The following is a 16,107-nucleotide window of genomic DNA, read 5'->3' on the forward strand; positions in this document are numbered from 1 at the left end:
GTTTCTTCGTTATTGTTGTTTTTGATTAAACGTTTCGCTCTTTTCCTCCTAGATTATCCTATTCTCCCGCAAAACAACAAAAAAACGGACTGAAAATCAGCCCGTTTTTACACTTATTCATGATTACCTGAATAACCTTTACTATTTTCCTTGGTTTTTCATTTGTTGCATCATTTGTCTAACCTTTTTCTCTGACGGTTTTTGACCCATTGATGCCATCATCATGCGTAACATATCCTCATTAACGGGAGGATTTTTTTTGAAATAATCTTGCATATATTTGCGTGCAAGGAAAAAGCCCCCTGCAGCGCCTACTAATAAAGCGATTACTGCGATTAATACTACCCAACCTGTTGCCATTGAAACTCTCTCCTCTCCGTATAGTTTTGCTCTCAATGAATTATTTTACTAGAAATAGCAAAAAAAGAAAAGTTCTTTTTGCGGGATTTCTCTTAAATAATGAAAAAAGTCTGATTTTTTTGCAAAATAGTGATTAAAAGTCAAAAATATACGCTCTTAAATGTCAATAGGACCTTTAAGAGCGATTGTTGCTTTAGTTTTGTCCTTGAATTTTTTCTAATAATTCTGGATCAAATGTTTGATTTTTTAACATCGCAATTTCAAAGCCGTAAGGGGCCTTTTTATTTTTTTTGTCTTCTCCGACATAAGGTGTTTCTAAAATTTTTGGTAAAGCAGTTAATTTTTCATGGTGAACCACACCGTTTAAAGCTTCAAAACCAATAGTGCCAAAGCCAATATTGGCATGACGATCTTTATGTGAGCCCGTAGGATTTTTAGAATCATTCACATGAATAACTTTTAAACGATCCAATCCGATAATTTTATCAAATTCAACTAATACGCCATCAAAATCATCTTTTACATTATAACCTGCATCATTAATGTGGCAAGTATCCAGAGTGACAGAAAGTTTATCATTTAGCGTAACTCCGTCAATAATCGCAGCTAGTTCATCAAACGTACGGCCAATTTCGGTTCCTTTACCAGCCATTGTTTCTAAAGCGATTTGAGGGATTTGCTCTTTCCACAAGACTTCGTTTAGACCTTTAACAATTTGTTTGATGCCGGCTTCTGGACCTGCACCAACATGCGCACCTGGATGTAACGTGATTTGCGTTGCTCCCAACGCTTGTGCTCGCTCAATTTCTTGATGCAAAAAGTCTACGGCAAAACCGAAATTTTCCGTTTTAATTGTATTACCTAAATTAATAATATACGGGGCATGAACGACGATATTACTTAAATTGTGTTCCTTCATAAAAGCATGCCCAGCTTCAATATTCATTTCTTCAATCGGTTTCCGGCGCGTGTTTTGTGGCGCACCTGTATAAATCATAAAGGTTGTTGAGCCATAACTAGCCGCTTCCTCGGCAGAGCCTAATAGCATTTTCTTGCCACTCATACTAACGTGTGATCCTAATAACATGTGGTTCCTCCTAATAATTCTTCTTTTTCTTTTGGTAGTGTTGATACTGTTGCAGCCATTCTTCAAGCGTGATTTTTGTTACTAATTCGCCAATTAGTTCATAGGGTATTCGCTTAGGATTAGTGAAGCGAAGACAACTTTTCCCCATGTTTAGCTTTGTTGACACTTGTTCCTGATAGGCTTCTTGAAACCAACTTCGGACGGCTTCATTTCCCATTAATCCCATGTGATATAAAGCTACTTGCCTTTTAGTAGCGCCTAAGCTGATAAATGGTAACGGTTCATCACCACGGTTGAGATAGCCTTCTGGAAATACTGAAAGCGGCACAACAAAGGTTGGCATGCCATATTGCATCTTTAATTCAAATCCTGCTGGCAAATTTTTCGAAACGACATCTAATACTTGCTGATAAGCAATTCGCCAGTTTGGTTCAACTGTTTCGATGTATGCTGTAACTGTTTCAATTGACTGCCCCATTATTTCTTCCTTTGCTGATAAAGGGCTTTGGTTTTATAGCCTTCTTTTAAAATGGCTAACATCTCAGTTTGCCGCTTTTTCCGTGTCTCCGCTCGCTTTGCACTAAATACATACCGCGCCCACTCTTTTTGATAACCAGGCGTTAATGCAGCGAATGTCGCTGCAGCAGCTGGTTCTGTTTGTACCAACGCTTCAATTTCTGGTAAATATTGAACATAATCCCCAACAGCAGAACTGGTCTGATTCTTCGCTGGCTTTTTAAGAACATTCTTCATGCCGACAACCGTAAAAGTCTCATCTAAACTAACCATGCGATTAAATTTTAAGGTTGATCCTTTAATATACCCATCTGCCTCGTTTACTTGTAATGTTGGAAAAATTTCATCTCGGTGGACAAAGGTTGGATACATTTTATTGCCTTTTTTCGGATAAGCCACATATAACAACCCATTTTCTACTAAATGTTGACCTTCAATCACCATTGAAACAATCTCTTGAAATTCCGCCATCGTTTTCACAAATGCAAAAATCAGCTCAACTGGTTCTGAGGGTAATTGCTGCGCGGCTGAAGCAAATTCAGATAGATACTCTGCCTGTGGTCTATTTAAAATAACTGGGTGCTGATACTTCGTTAAGTTTAACTTTTCGACAATTGATTTCATAACCTACTCCTTATAGCGACTGCACTTTTTATTCTAGCATAGCACAAGTTATCTGTAATTGAATATGCCCAATAGTAAAAAAGAGTTTTTTGTAACATTTGTCCTTTTGATTTTCAGCTTTTTATTTCAATACTATCTTGACAAAGGACTTTTCTTACAGTCCTCCTTATTGTTGATACAACAATACCCACCCATTACTTTTCTAATATAGTCTATAACAAATTTGAATTTTTATTGTAGACTTTTGTGAACATTGATATACTATCTTTATCGTCTATATGCTTTAACCAATACTTTTCCTTAATGAATCACCATAGAGAGGAATAATAGTCTAACTTTATTAGTGATTAACACTTTGGACATTCACAAAAAGCTTGAAGCAATAAATATATTAGCAATAATAATTTTACTGGAAAGGTGGTGAAATAGAGTGGGAATGTTTACAAAAGGACAAAAAAGTGCTGCAGAATCTATTTATCAAAAAGAAATAAAAAAATTTTTAAAACCTAAAGATGGTTTAACTCATCTAGTTATGGTAAATAGTTTTAGTAAATGGATTAATCAAAATTTTGGCTGTGAGGACAAATACACTACGCAAATTGATGAAATAATATCTTCTATGCAGTTAGATGGTTATGAAATTGTTGATATAAAAATTGATTCACTACAAAATCAAGGTCTGTCAGGATCTATGGAAGGTTTCCATACAGTAATATTATACAAGTAAGGATTGGCTATCTGTAGTGAGACTTAAAAATTAGACAGAATACCGACCAGAGAAACTTGGTCGGTATTTTTATATAATAAACCGTTCAAGATAATGTTGGTGACTATTGATTCTAGTACTATAAGCAAAACTTTATAAAAAGACTTGCTTACATTAAGGTAAACAAGTCTTCCTAAAGCAAAATATTAAGCTAGTATTAACTGTTAACTATTATTTTTAATTTATAAACCGTATAAGATTGAAGTTCACAGTGTTTTAGTATTTTAACAAGAAATATTTTTTCTTCCCGCGACGAATCACAGTAAATTGTCCTTCGATTTTATCAGTTTCTGTCAATTCAGCTGCTAAATCTTGTTTACGTTCTCCATTGACGTAAATCGCTCCATTTTGAACATCTTCACGGGCTTGACGTTTGGATGGTTCTATTTTTGAGGTAACTAATAAATCGACTAAACTTAATTGATCCTCTGGTTGCACCTCGTACGTTGGTACATCTTTAAAGCCTTGTTTAATTTCTTCTGCTGTTAAGCTTTGGATATCCCCGCTGAATAACGCTTCTGAAATTTTAACCGCTTGATGATAGGCTGCTTCACCGTGGACTAAAGTAGTCACTTCTTTGGCTAACGCTTTTTGCGCAGCACGTTGACCTGGATTCGCTGTAAATTCTTCTTCAATTGTTGCAATTTCATCCAATGTTAAGAAAGTAAAGTATTTCAAGAATTTCACGACATCACGATCATCTGTGTTAATCCAGAATTGATAAAATTCATATGGCGAAGTTTTTTCCGCATCTAGCCAAACTGCGTTTCCTTCTGTTTTACCAAATTTGGTACCATCTGCTTTTGTAATTAAAGGCATGGTTAAGCCGAATCCTTGAACTTCTTGTTCTCGGCGTAATAATTCAATCCCTGAAGTAATGTTCCCCCATTGATCACTGCCGCCTAATTGCAATAAACAGCCTTCTGTTTCGTACAATTTCAAGAAATCATACGCTTGTAATAATTGATACGCAAATTCAGTATAAGAAATTCCTGTTTCGATTCGGCGTTTCACGCTTTCTTTACTCATCATATAGTTAATTGTAAAGTTTTTTCCAACATCACGTAAGAAATCAATTAATGAAAGCTCTCCAAGCCAATCATAGTTATTTGCTAGAATCGCTGGATTTTTTTCATCTTCAAAATCGATAAAACGTGACAACTGGCCCTTAATACTTTCAGACCAAGCTTTCACTGTATCAAGTGTGTTTAAACTACGTTCTGCATCTTTGAATGATGGATCACCAATCATGCCTGTTCCGCCACCAACTAAAGCAATGGGCACATGACCATTTTGTTGGAAACGACGTAACATGAGAATTGGCAGTAGATGCCCGATGTGTAAACTGTCTGCCGTTGGATCAAAGCCGATATATAATTTAACAGATTCTTCATTTAATTGTTTTTGTAAGGCTTCTTCATCTGTGACTTGGTAGACCAACCCACGGGCTTTTAATTCTTCAAAAAAAGCTGAATTCATGATTTTCCTCCTATAGTAAAACATAATAATAGATCAAATTCCCCTATTCATAGTAACCGATTCTGTCACACTTGAAAAGTCAAAAAATGAGATTTACCTATTTTCTCTTAAGTTTTTTCAACAAAAAATGGCAATTGGTGTAGAAACTATTCATAGAAGCTTTTTTTTGCTATAATAACACAGAATGTATCATTTTATTGAGGTGAAGCTTTTGAAAAATAATTCAAGTAACAATAAGCAAAAACCAACGACCTCTTCTGGCGGCAATGTCTTTTTACTTATTTTAAATGTCATTATTCGCGTTTTTCAGTCATTAGTGGTTTTTGGGGTTATTCTGATTGTCTTAGGTGGCTCTCTTGGCTTAGGTATCGGAATGGGCTATTTTGCTTTTCTAGTTGAAGATACACAGCCCCCAACGAAGGAAGAATTGCAAAAAGAAATCAGTGATATTACCGAAGTGTCAAAAATGACTTACGCAGACGGTACCCCGATTGCTAACATCAAATCAGATTTAATTCGGACACGAATTAATGGCGATCAAATGTCTCCATTGCTAAAAAAAGCCATTATTTCAACAGAAGATGAATATTTTGAAGAACATCATGGGGTAGTACCAAAAGCGCTAGTTCGAGCGTTGATTTCTGATGCGACAGGTATCGGCGGTTCTTCTGGTGGTTCAACATTGACTCAGCAATTAGTCAAGCAACAGATTTTAACTGATGAAACGACCTTTAAACGGAAAGCCAACGAAATTTTATTAGCTTTACGTATTGAAAAATACTTTTCTAAGGACGAAATCGTGACAACTTATCTAAATGTCTCCCCTTTTGGTCGTAATAACAAAGGTGAAAATATTGCAGGCGTGGAAGAAGCAGCCAAAGGACTCTTTGGTAAAAGTGCCAAGGACTTGAATCTTCCTCAAGCGGCCTTTATCGCAGGACTTCCCCAAAGTCCCATTGTTTACACGCCCTATACTAACACTGGTGCCTTGAAAGACGATTTGTCTTTAGGAATGAAGAGAAAAGATTTTGTTCTTTTCAGTATGTACCGAGAAAAAGCTATTTCGCAAAAGGAATATGAAGAAGCCAAAGCTTACGACTTGAAAAAAGACTTTTTACCAACTGAACAGGCCAATGTCAATACAGAAGGCTATCTATACTATACGGTGTTAGATAAAGCAGTTGAGATTGTCATGGATTTAGATATGAAAAAAGCTAAAGTTAATCGTGATGATTTAGATCAAGTTGGTTTAGATCAATATGAAGAACAAGCACGTCGCGAAATCCAGTCGCAAGGCTATACAATCCAATCGACCATTGATCAGAATATTTACAACACGATGCAAACCGCTGTCGCAAATTATGGTTATTTGCTTGATGATGGAACTGCAGATGTCAATGGGAATACAATGATTGAAACTGGGAATATTTTAATGGATAACGCTACTGGTCGTATCCTCGGTTTTATCGGCGGCAGAAACTTCGATATTAATCAAAACAACCATGCCTTTAATGCCGATCGTCAAGTTGGTTCTACGATTAAACCAATTTCTGTCTATGGTCCTGCAATTGATCAAGGAATCATTGGTTCTGAAAGTCGTTTGGCCAACTACACGACTACTTATTCAGATGGTACTCCTTTTGCTAACTCAACAACTGTGGATTTAAATCAATTTGTAACCGTTCGAAATGCGTTAAACTGGTCTTTTAACATCCCTGTGTATCATGTAAATGAAGAATTGAAAAAGAAAAAAGGTGATGATAATTTTTCTTACAATCACTACTTAAGTAAAATGAACTATCCAGCTTCAGATGCTTGGGCTTACGAATCTGCGCCATTGGGTCCAGTAGAAACAAATGTTGTAACTCAAACAAACGGTTTCCAAGCACTTGCTAACAAAGGCAAATATCAAAAAGCCTACATTATTGAAAAAATTACAGACAATAGCGGACATGTGGTCTACGAACACAAAGATGAAGGAACGCAAGTTTATTCACCGGCGACCGCTTCTATTATGAATGACTTGTTACGTTCAGTGGTGGATTCTGCGAATACAACAAAATTCAAACCAACGTTAGCTGGCTTGAATCCTCATTTAGCTAGTGCTGATTGGGTCGGAAAAACTGGGACAACTGATGACTATAAAGATTCATGGCTGATTGTCTCTACCCCAACTGTGACACTAAGTTCTTGGGCAGGACATGATCTACCAGCGCCAATGACGATGACCAGCGGCGACAATAATGGGAATTATATGGCGAACTTAGCCAACGCGCTGTACTATGCGAATCCAGAATTGTTTGGCATTGGTCAAAAATTTGAATTAGACCCAAGTGTTATTAAATCAAAAGTTTCTGAATTTACTGGTGAAAAACCTGGCTCAATTACCTATAATGGTGCCAAGTTCAATACACCTGGCAAAACAACGACTTCATACTATGCCAAAGATGGTGCACCACAAAGTACCTATAAATTTGGAATCGGTGGAACAGACAGCAATTACGCTTCTTACTGGGGAAATCTTGCTCCACGTGCCACTACAAATAATAACAACAACAATAACAATAAAAACAACGATAATAAAAAGAACAACTAAAGAATTTGATAAGTTAAGCTTGTAACCAAAATTATGTAAAAAAGTAGAGACGTAATCCATCAATTGATGAATTACGTCTCTACTTTTATTGTTTCTCTTATTCGTTACCATCGATACTAGCTCGAGCTATTCAAAAATAGCTCCTACATTTAATGAAATAATATGCAGCAATCAACCTATTTTAACTAAAATAATCCCTTTCTGTTTCTCAAAACAATAGCAGATACTATTAAACTTATTAATACATAGACAACTATCATCTTTAAAGAAAAATCAAATGTGAGACCTATCTCATCCATCGGCTCATACCCATTTCCTCCATTAATAATTTTAGGAAAATTCATATAAGCTGTAAAGAAAAATTTATTGGAAATCAGGCTAACTCCTGAAGATAATACCACACCAACAATTAGCAAGCTATGAACAATCAAATTTCCAGTAAACAGCGAAAGCAAGAAACTGAATACTGTCAATGCTAATAACAGCATACCAAACATAATTAGGCTTCTCAACAAATAGTTAGAAAGAGAAATGATTGTAACACTTTGTCCCTTTTCAATAATCGCGACTGGATAATCAGGGTTTCCCAGACCGTTTTTGAAAAATGCACTGATTACAGAAAGAAAGATTGACAGATAAGAAACCAATCCGACTGTAAACAAAATACTACTTATTTTAATAGAATATTTTTCCCATAGTTTTAAGGGAAGGCCGTTCCATAAAGAAACAGTATTTTTTCTTTTTTCTAAAGTTGCGAGCGCTATAATCATTAAACTAGGGATAATTAATAATAATGTATATGGAAAATCCATCGATAAAAGAAAACCTAGGTAATTCAAAGCAGGCATTTTAGCAACTTCAGAAGAATCCACTTGTTTGATCCTGTTTTCAGATAAATATTGCAATTCTTTGACTCTTTTTTGTTGCTCAATAATTGGTATACTGTACAACGTTCCTTTTAACATTGCGTTTAAATTACTTTCTTCCAATTTTTTCTCAGCTTCTAATAAAGCCCATTCATCACCAATTTTGATGGCATTAATTGCTTTCCTTAATTGCTCACTTTCATCTTCTATCTCATTTAAAGTTTCTTTTACTGCAGGTTCATTTTTCATTTTTTCTTTCGCTTGTTCGTTATTTTTGATTCGGTTTTCATATTGCATTTCTTTAAAAGAAAGTTGTTGGGGTTGAGCTAGCAACGGATAAATTAACATTAAAATAAAGGCTACAAACACAAACCACAGACTCTTCTCTTTCAATATTTTTATCGTTTCTATCTTAAGCATTTCTCTCTTCTCCTCTTAAATATAAGTTATCATATTGTTCACGTAAAGAAAGGTTACGTTGATCGTTCTCAACCAGCTTTTTATTTTTCATAAATAAAATACGTGTACATGTGTGTTCAACATTATACAAATCATGAGAAGATAAAATAACTATTTTATCTTTAGAAACTATTTCTTTTAAGCACATTATGAATAAACTAACACTAGTAGGATCCAAGTCATTAAAAGGTTCGTCTAACAAAAGTATTGTTGCATCACTTGCTAGGTACATCGCTAATAATACATGTTGTTTCATTCCGAGAGATAATTTTTTTATTGTTCTATTTTGGTATTCTTTCATCTTTAATTGTTCAAAAATATGTTCTATATCGCTATTACTTTTCCAAGCGGTTTTAATATATTCAAGATGTTCTTTCGGCGTCAAATAATCATATAAATTTTTACTACTTTCAAGAAAAAATAGTTCTTTTAAATACGTTGCACCTCTACTATTGTAATCAATCTTATTTAAACTAATATTTCCATTTTTTCTAGGGATTAAACCAGATATAGCTTTAAATAACGTGGTTTTTCCAGTTCCATTAGGAGCAACTAAGCCAATTATTTCACCAAATTCAGCTTGCATAGATAAATTTTCTATAATTGTTCTATTACCATACTCGACAGTTAATTCTTTTACCTTCACAAAAACACCTCTTTTTTTAATCTAAAGATACCATGCGCAATGTTTTACCGACCTGTTTTCTAATCAATTTAATCTTATTTTAATTTTTAACCTTACTGTGTATTAATAGCAGAATGCAAGGAAGTAATTCATTAAAAAAAGCACAAGAAGAAATCATTTTCATGATTTCTTCTTGTACTTTTTTGCATTTCTAATAGAATTTTCTCTTATTTTGTTGAACCTTTTTGATCAATTCCATAAGGTAAAACAACTGTTTTTTCTTCAATTTCTTCTTTGTTCATTAGTTTTGTTAATAAACGCATTGACACGGCACCGATATCATATAAAGGTTGTGTAATACTTGATAGACGTGGACGAGAGACTTCTGTAAGCAATGAGTTATTGCTTGTAATGATTTCAAATTCTTCTGGAACTTTCACACCAGCATCTAGCATCCCATCTAATAAACCAATCGCTAGCTCATCATCTGTAACAAAGGCAGCAGTTGCCCCACTATTACGGACACGCTCAGCCAAATTAATCCCTGCTTTAAATTTATATTCAGATTCAAAAACTAAGCCTTCATTATAAGACAAGCCATTTTCCGCTAAGGCTTCTTTGTAGCCTTTCATTCGGTTTTGACCATTAATTGGATCGATTAATGCACCACTAACAAAAGCAATTTTTTTGTTCCCATTTTTCGCTAGAGTCGCTGTTGCATCTTTCGTTGCTTCTGTGTAATCAATATTAACGCTACCAACTTGTTCGTCTGGATCAATTGAACCTGCTAAGACAACAGGTGTTTTTGAACGTGAAAATTCACCACGAATATCATCTGTAATGCGATGACCCATAAAGATAATCCCATCTACTTGCTTGGCAAGTAAATTGTTTAATACAGTAACTTCTTTTTGATCGTCTCCATCTGAATTAGCTAAAATGATATTATATTTATACATTGTAGCCACGTCGTCAATGCCACGTGCTAATGAAGCAAAAAATGCATTACTAACATCTGGAATAATGACACCCACTGTTGTCGTTTTTTTACTTGCTAAACCACGTGCGACTGCGTTAGGACGGTAATCTAAGCGATCAATCACTTCTAAGACTTTTTTACGCGTTGCTGGTTTTACATTGGGATTACCATTGACAACACGAGAAACAGTAGCCATAGATACATTTGCCTCTCTAGCAACATCATAAATTGTAATTGTTTGTTTTTCCATGTTTCTTCTCCTATAAATATGAATTTGTTCTCATTTTCTGAAAACACTGTTTACATTTCTTTCCTAGCCTAGAATATCAAAATTCTTCTATTTTTGCAACCGTTTTATCGTTTTTTCATGAAAATTTACTTTCCATTTCAAAAGGAACTTTTTGTCATTTCATGTTATGATAGTACTGTGATTCACTTCAGAATAAAAGAAAGAAGGATGTTTTATGAATCAAGAAAAAATTGCCGATTTGAAAAATTGGATGCACCAAGAAAAGATTGACTTCACTTATATTAGTGATCCTGGTCATATCGCTTACTTTTCCGGTTACGAAAGCGAACCTCATGAACGCGTGTTAGCTTTGTTTATCGCTGCGGACGACCAATCATTTTTATTTACACCTGCATTAGAAGTCGAAGATGCCGAAAATAGTAGTTGGACTTATCCCGTTTATGGTTATTTAGATAGCGAAAATCCTTGGGAAAAAATTGCGGCTTTATTAAATAAACGAACACAAGGCACACCACGCTTTGCTTTAGAAAAACAAGCTCTTTCTTTAGCTCGTTTTGATCAATTGAAAACCTATTTCCCAGCTAGCGATTTTTCGCATGATGTTACGCCTTTAATTGAAAAACTTCAATTAATTAAAACAGAACCTGAAATTCAACGTTTACTAGAAGCTGGTAGTTGGGCGGATGTCGCTTTTGAGATTGGCTTCAAAGCAATTCAAGCAGGCGTTGCGGAACAAGAAATTGTTGCAGAAATCGAGTATCAATTAAAACGTCAAGGTATTCGCTCAATGAGTTTTGATACGTTAGTCTTAACAGGAAAAAACGGAGCTAGTCCTCACGGGGTACCTGGCGAAACAAAAATTGAGCCTCATGACTTAGTGCTATTTGATTTAGGTGTCGTTCATAATGGCTATTGTAGTGATGCTACACGAACAGTCAGCTACTTGGAACCTTCTGATTTCCAAAAAGAAATTTATGGAATTGTCTTAGAAGCACAATTAGCAGCAACTGAAGCGGTGAAACCTGGTGTTACAGCAGGCGAATTAGATGATATTGCCCGAGGTGTAATCACAAAAGCTGGTTATGGTGAATACTTTAACCATCGCTTAGGCCATGGCATTGGAACCACTGTTCATGAATTCCCATCGCTGGTTCATGGCAATGATTTAGTCATTGAAGAAGGTATGTGTTTCTCTATTGAGCCCGGTATTTACATTCCTGGAAAAGTAGGCGTTCGTATTGAAGATTGTTTACACGTAACAAAAACAGGCTCCGAACCATTCACTAAGACAACTAAAGAATTGCAAATTATTCAATAGCATAAAAATAAAATGAGGCTATCAGTCAACTGGACTGATGGCCTCATTTCTAAATTTTAAGGTAAGCCGCTGAACAAAAGCAACACGATCCGTTGCTAACTTTCATAAGCTAAACGCTTGTTACCCTTTAAATTCTTTTTTTACGTCTTTCGCTGCATCTTTAACATCTTCTTTTGCTTCTGCAGCTTTTTCAGGAACATCTTTGGTGGTTTCTTTTGCTTCAACGACACCAGCAGAAACAGTTTCTTTGGCCGCTGCCGCAGAATCTTTAACGTCAATATAGATATCTTCTGCTGCATCTTCGGCAATTTCACCTAAATCTTCCGCGTGATCTTGAGCATCGTCAGCTGCTTTTTTAAATTGATCAGATAAATCACCTGTTTGTTTTTTAAAGTTATCAAGCATATCGCCAGAAACACCTTGTGCTTTATCCAATGAATCTTTTGTTTTTTCTTTGACAGAACCTGCCAAATCAGAGGCTTGATCTGATAAAACGCCGGCTTTTTGTTTTGCGATTTCTGTTAATTCTGTTCCTTTTTGAACAGCATAATCTGTGTAATCTTGCGCTTTGTTTTTTAAATCATCTGTTTGATTTGATAAATCATCACGTAATTCTTTACCTGATTTTGGTGCAAGTAATAATGCGGCAACGGCTGCTGCTGTTCCACCAATTACTGCTCCTAAGAAAAATCCGCCTTTTTTAGCCATAAAAATCTCCTCCAATTAGTTATTTGTTTTTTTATTTTTTGAACGCATTGCTCTATAAGCAGAACCGCCTACTTTACTCACTAAACCAGCTTTCGCTGTGCCTTTCCCTACGGTTCCTACCTTCGTAATCAAATGTTTACTTGAGGTGTTCAATTCAGAGACACTTTCGCTTAAATCAGCAACGGCCGTAAACAACGGATCAATCGTTGCCACTTTTTGATTCACATCTGTTAATAGTTCATTGCTTTTAACAAGCAAGCCTTCCACTTGGCGACTCAATACATTCACATCGCTAGTCACGACTTTGATTGTTGTATTTGTTTCATCAATTGTATCTTCAATTTTTGAAACAACTTGAGAAACTTTATATAACACTAGTACTAAAAAGATGACTAAAACAACAAATGCTACCGCTGCAATTAAGGCAGCAATTTCCCCACCTGACATATCATTACTCCCCTCTGAAATTTTATTTATAATCTTAGGATAACACCAACTTATATTTTTCACAACTCATAAAGCTAAGAATGACAATTTATTTTATAAAATTCTCATGCCCTTTTCTTTAAGAAAATAAGCGTAAAATTTCCTTCTAACGAATTGAAATTTTACGCTTATTTTTATTTATTTTTCTTTTGGTTGCTCTTTTTTCGCTAATTGAGCACCTAAATTAATAATGTATTCTCGTAAATTATCTTTTACTTCTGGATGAGTCAACCCATATTCAATGCTTGTTTTCATAAACCCAAATTTATCGCCAACGTCGTAACGTTCTCCTTTAAACTCACGAGCAAAAACGCGTTGTGTTTTATTTAAAGTGTCAATCGCATCTGTTAACTGAATTTCGTTACCAGCGCCTGGTTTTTGATTTTCAAGTACATCAAAAATTTCAGGGGTTAATAAATAACGGCCGATAATCGCTAAATCACTTGGTGCTTCCTCAGGTTTTGGTTTTTCAACAAAGTTCTCGACATTGTATAGTCCTTTTTCGATTTCTTTTTCTGGATTGATAATACCATATTTTGAAGTATCTTCATGGGGTACTTTCATTACCGCAATTGTCGAAGCATGTGTTTGTTCGTAATCATCCATTAATTGTTTCGTTAATGGCACTTTATCTTCCATTAAATCGTCGCCTAACATCACGACAAAAGGTTCATTGCCAACAAATGCTTTCGCTTGTAAAACAGCGTGTCCTAAGCCTTTCGGATGGGATTGACGAATAAAATGTAAATTAACATCCGTTGTTTCTTCGACTAATTTCAATAAATCGGTTTTATTTTTTTCTTTTAAATTATTTTCTAATTCAACATTTGAATCGAAATGATCTTCAATCGGACGTTTGGCTTTGCCTGTCACAATTAAAATATCTTCGATTCCTGAAGCTAGTGCTTCTTCTACAATAAATTGAATCGTTGGTTTATCAACAATCGGTAACATTTCTTTTGCCATCGCTTTAGTAGCCGGCAAGAAACGTGTTCCTAACCCAGCTGCTGGAATAACTGCCTTTTTAACTTTCATCTTTTTTCCTCCTAAAAATCAAGTGTAAATTCGTTTTCGGTTTTGCCATCACGCAACATGATTTCTTTTGCTGCTTGTTGTACATCTTCGTCATTGTACAAGACATTGTAGATTGTTTCTGTGATTGGCATTTCGACTTCTAGTTGTTGTGCCAATTCATAGGCTGCTTTAGTTGTTGAAACACCTTCTACAATCATGCCCATGTTTTCTAAGACTTCATCTAACTTATGACCTTTTCCTAATAAATTACCCGCACGCCAATTTCGAGAATGGACACTTGTACAAGTAACAATTAAATCCCCAACACCACTTAAACCAATAAATGTTAATGGGTTTGCTCCCATCGCAACCCCTAAACGACTAATTTCTGCTAAACCACGAGTCATAATTGCCGCTTTGGCATTATCACCAAAGCCTAAGCCATGAATCGCTCCGGCGCCCAAAGCAATAATATTTTTTAAGGCCGCCCCTGTTTCTACACCAATCACATCATCATTCGTATATATTCTAAAGTAATCATTCATAAACAACTCTTGCACATACACAGCGTCTGCTAAATTTTCGCTTGCTGCTGTAATGGTTGTGATGTCATGAACAGCGACTTCTTCTGCATGGCTTGGACCAGATAAAACCACAATCCCTTGCCGTTTTTCTGCTGGAATCTCTTCCGCTATTACTTCTGAAATTCGCTTATGTGTACCTTGCTCGAGCCCTTTACTTGCATGAATAATAATTGGTTTTGTTTTTAAATGTTGGGCCACTTCTTGTGCTACTGAACGAATGGCTTTAGTTGGTACCACAAACAGTACCGCATCAACATCTACTAAAGCAGTGGCTAAATCAGTGGTTGCCTGAATTGAAGTAGGTAAGATTAATTCTGGTAAATAATGTTTGTTGGTATGTTTTGTATTTATTTCATCGATTTGCTCTGGTTTATTTCCCCAAATACAGACCTCGTGTCCATTTTCGGCTAATACTTGAGCTAAAGCTGTCCCCCAGGAACCTGGTCCTAAAACAGCGACTTTTTGTTTCATCGGTGAAACTCTCCTTTCGCTAAACAACGTTGCTTCTCTAGTTTACCATATTCTTCGATCAAGTTGGATTAAGAAGTTGTTATTTTTTTCTTTTGTTTCTCCCGATTGTAAAATTTCAAATTGGGATTCCTTCTACGAACAATCACAATAACAATTGCTGCCACGAACATCACTAAAGACAACAATTGTGAGACACGAATATTACTAAACGCATACAAACTGTCCATCCGTAACCCTTCGATGAAGAAGCGGCCGAAAGAATACCATATTATATAACCTAAAAAGACTTCGCCTTCTTTTAAAAAGTGTGGCTTTTTGCGTAATAACACTAAAACGATAAAGCCTAAAACATTCCAGACAGATTCATATAAAAATGTTGGTTGATGATACGTTCCGTTGATATTCATGTTATCAATGATAAACGTTGGTAAATGGAGATTTTCTAAAAATTGTCTGGTGGTCGCTGGCCCATAGGCTTCATGATTCATAAAGTTGCCCCAGCGACCAATTGCTTGCGCTAAAATCACACTTGGTGCGGCAATATCTAAAAAAGTCCATGTAGAAATGAAACGATGACGCGTAAAGAAAAACAGCGCCAGTCCCCCACCAATAAGACCACCATAAATCGCTAAGCCACCATTTCGAGTAAAGAAAATTTCAATCGGATTGTCTACATAATCTTGCCATTGAAAAGCGACGTAATACAAGCGCGCGCCAACAATTGCTGCAGGTAATCCCCAGAGCATAAAGTCAAAGACATCATCTTCTTTTAAACCAACACGAACGGCTTCACGACTACTTAGCCAAACAGCTAAAGCAATCCCTGAAACAATAATAATTGCATACCAATAGACGGGAATACCGAAAAGGCGAAATGCAATTGAATTTACTTGAGCTAACATCATCACATCTTCTCCTT

General features: G+C 35.7%; 16 protein-coding genes. 3 read left to right on the top strand and 13 right to left on the bottom strand.

The features are described from left to right. Positions 1–141: 141 nt before the first annotated feature. The 4 genes from IGJ41_RS07635 to IGJ41_RS07650 form a co-directional block, all read right to left on the bottom strand. A complete protein-coding gene (locus IGJ41_RS07635; protein ID WP_002357397.1) occupies positions 142–360 on the bottom strand; it encodes a YneF family protein in 219 nt (72 codons plus the stop codon). Positions 361–553: 193 nt separating this feature from the next. Next, positions 554–1,447, bottom strand: a complete 894-nt coding sequence (locus tag IGJ41_RS07640; protein ID WP_153854282.1) for a deoxyribonuclease IV — start codon at positions 1,445–1,447, stop codon at positions 554–556. 10 nt (positions 1,448–1,457) lie between these two features. Beyond that, a complete protein-coding gene (locus IGJ41_RS07645; RefSeq protein WP_071981460.1) occupies positions 1,458–1,925 on the bottom strand; it encodes a DUF1801 domain-containing protein in 468 nt (155 codons plus the stop codon). After that, positions 1,925–2,587, bottom strand: coding sequence for a YdeI/OmpD-associated family protein (locus IGJ41_RS07650; RefSeq protein ID WP_002381844.1), 663 nt, complete (start codon positions 2,585–2,587; stop codon positions 1,925–1,927). Before IGJ41_RS07650 ends, IGJ41_RS07645 begins: the two co-directional genes overlap by 1 nt. Before the next feature lie 436 nt (positions 2,588–3,023). On the opposite strand from IGJ41_RS07650, the gene IGJ41_RS07655 reads away from it, so the two are divergent. Continuing rightward, positions 3,024–3,314, top strand: coding sequence for a hypothetical protein (locus IGJ41_RS07655; RefSeq protein ID WP_002393362.1), 291 nt, complete (start codon positions 3,024–3,026; stop codon positions 3,312–3,314). Positions 3,315–3,569: 255 nt separating this feature from the next. Here IGJ41_RS07655 and tyrS read toward each other — a convergent pair whose 3' ends face one another. Then, the gene (gene tyrS, locus IGJ41_RS07660) at positions 3,570–4,832 is read right to left on the bottom strand and encodes a tyrosine--tRNA ligase (RefSeq protein ID WP_002377261.1); all 1,263 of its coding nucleotides are present in this window, start codon (positions 4,830–4,832) and stop codon (positions 3,570–3,572) included. 184 nt (positions 4,833–5,016) lie between these two features. Here tyrS and IGJ41_RS07665 point away from each other — a divergent pair, with 184 nt between their 5' ends. After that, positions 5,017–7,428: a transglycosylase domain-containing protein gene (locus IGJ41_RS07665; protein ID WP_071981462.1), complete on the top strand. Its 2,412-nt coding sequence runs from the start codon at positions 5,017–5,019 to the stop codon at positions 7,426–7,428. A 185-nt stretch (positions 7,429–7,613) separates the two neighbouring features. Here IGJ41_RS07665 and IGJ41_RS07670 read toward each other — a convergent pair whose 3' ends face one another. The 3 genes from IGJ41_RS07670 to ccpA all read right to left on the bottom strand — a co-directional run bounded on the left by IGJ41_RS07670 (position 7,614) and on the right by ccpA (position 10,607). Beyond that, on the bottom strand, positions 7,614–8,714 hold the full coding sequence (locus tag IGJ41_RS07670) for an ABC transporter permease (protein ID WP_153853972.1): 1,101 nt from the start codon (positions 8,712–8,714) through the stop codon (positions 7,614–7,616). Next, entirely contained in the window at positions 8,707–9,399 is a 693-nt protein-coding gene (locus IGJ41_RS07675) for an ABC transporter ATP-binding protein (RefSeq protein WP_071981464.1), read from the bottom strand. The genes IGJ41_RS07670 and IGJ41_RS07675 overlap by 8 nt, the downstream gene beginning before the upstream one ends. Positions 9,400–9,605: 206 nt before the next feature. Continuing rightward, positions 9,606–10,607, bottom strand: coding sequence for a catabolite control protein A (gene ccpA, locus IGJ41_RS07680; RefSeq protein WP_002357319.1), 1,002 nt, complete (start codon positions 10,605–10,607; stop codon positions 9,606–9,608). Positions 10,608–10,821: 214 nt separating this feature from the next. Here ccpA and IGJ41_RS07685 point away from each other — a divergent pair, with 214 nt between their 5' ends. Beyond that, positions 10,822–11,925 (top strand): aminopeptidase P family protein, encoded by a 1,104-nt coding sequence (locus IGJ41_RS07685; protein WP_071981465.1) that lies wholly within the window; start codon positions 10,822–10,824, stop codon positions 11,923–11,925. 120 nt (positions 11,926–12,045) lie between these two features. Here the strand turns inward: IGJ41_RS07685 and IGJ41_RS07690 are convergent, their stop codons facing one another. The 5 genes from IGJ41_RS07690 to lgt form a co-directional block, all read right to left on the bottom strand. Beyond that, on the bottom strand, positions 12,046–12,633 hold the full coding sequence (locus IGJ41_RS07690) for a YtxH domain-containing protein (RefSeq protein ID WP_025193784.1): 588 nt from the start codon (positions 12,631–12,633) through the stop codon (positions 12,046–12,048). Positions 12,634–12,648: 15 nt separating this feature from the next. After that, on the bottom strand, positions 12,649–13,080 hold the full coding sequence (locus tag IGJ41_RS07695) for a DUF948 domain-containing protein (protein ID WP_438714187.1): 432 nt from the start codon (positions 13,078–13,080) through the stop codon (positions 12,649–12,651). A 177-nt stretch (positions 13,081–13,257) separates the two neighbouring features. Then, positions 13,258–14,154 carry a UTP--glucose-1-phosphate uridylyltransferase GalU gene (galU, locus tag IGJ41_RS07700; protein WP_002357314.1) on the bottom strand — a complete coding sequence of 299 codons (897 nt, stop codon included), beginning with the start codon at positions 14,152–14,154 and terminating at the stop codon, positions 13,258–13,260. An 11-nt stretch (positions 14,155–14,165) separates the two neighbouring features. Continuing rightward, on the bottom strand, positions 14,166–15,188 hold the full coding sequence (locus IGJ41_RS07705) for an NAD(P)H-dependent glycerol-3-phosphate dehydrogenase (RefSeq protein WP_002357312.1): 1,023 nt from the start codon (positions 15,186–15,188) through the stop codon (positions 14,166–14,168). A 68-nt stretch (positions 15,189–15,256) separates the two neighbouring features. After that, the gene (gene lgt, locus IGJ41_RS07710; RefSeq protein ID WP_002381830.1) at positions 15,257–16,090 is read right to left on the bottom strand and encodes a prolipoprotein diacylglyceryl transferase; all 834 of its coding nucleotides are present in this window, start codon (positions 16,088–16,090) and stop codon (positions 15,257–15,259) included. Between the last annotated feature and the right edge of the window lie 17 nt (positions 16,091–16,107).

It is taken from the genome of Enterococcus sp. DIV1537a, assembly GCF_051712085.1.
Taxonomy (GTDB): Bacteria; Bacillota; Bacilli; order Lactobacillales; family Enterococcaceae; genus Enterococcus; species Enterococcus faecalis.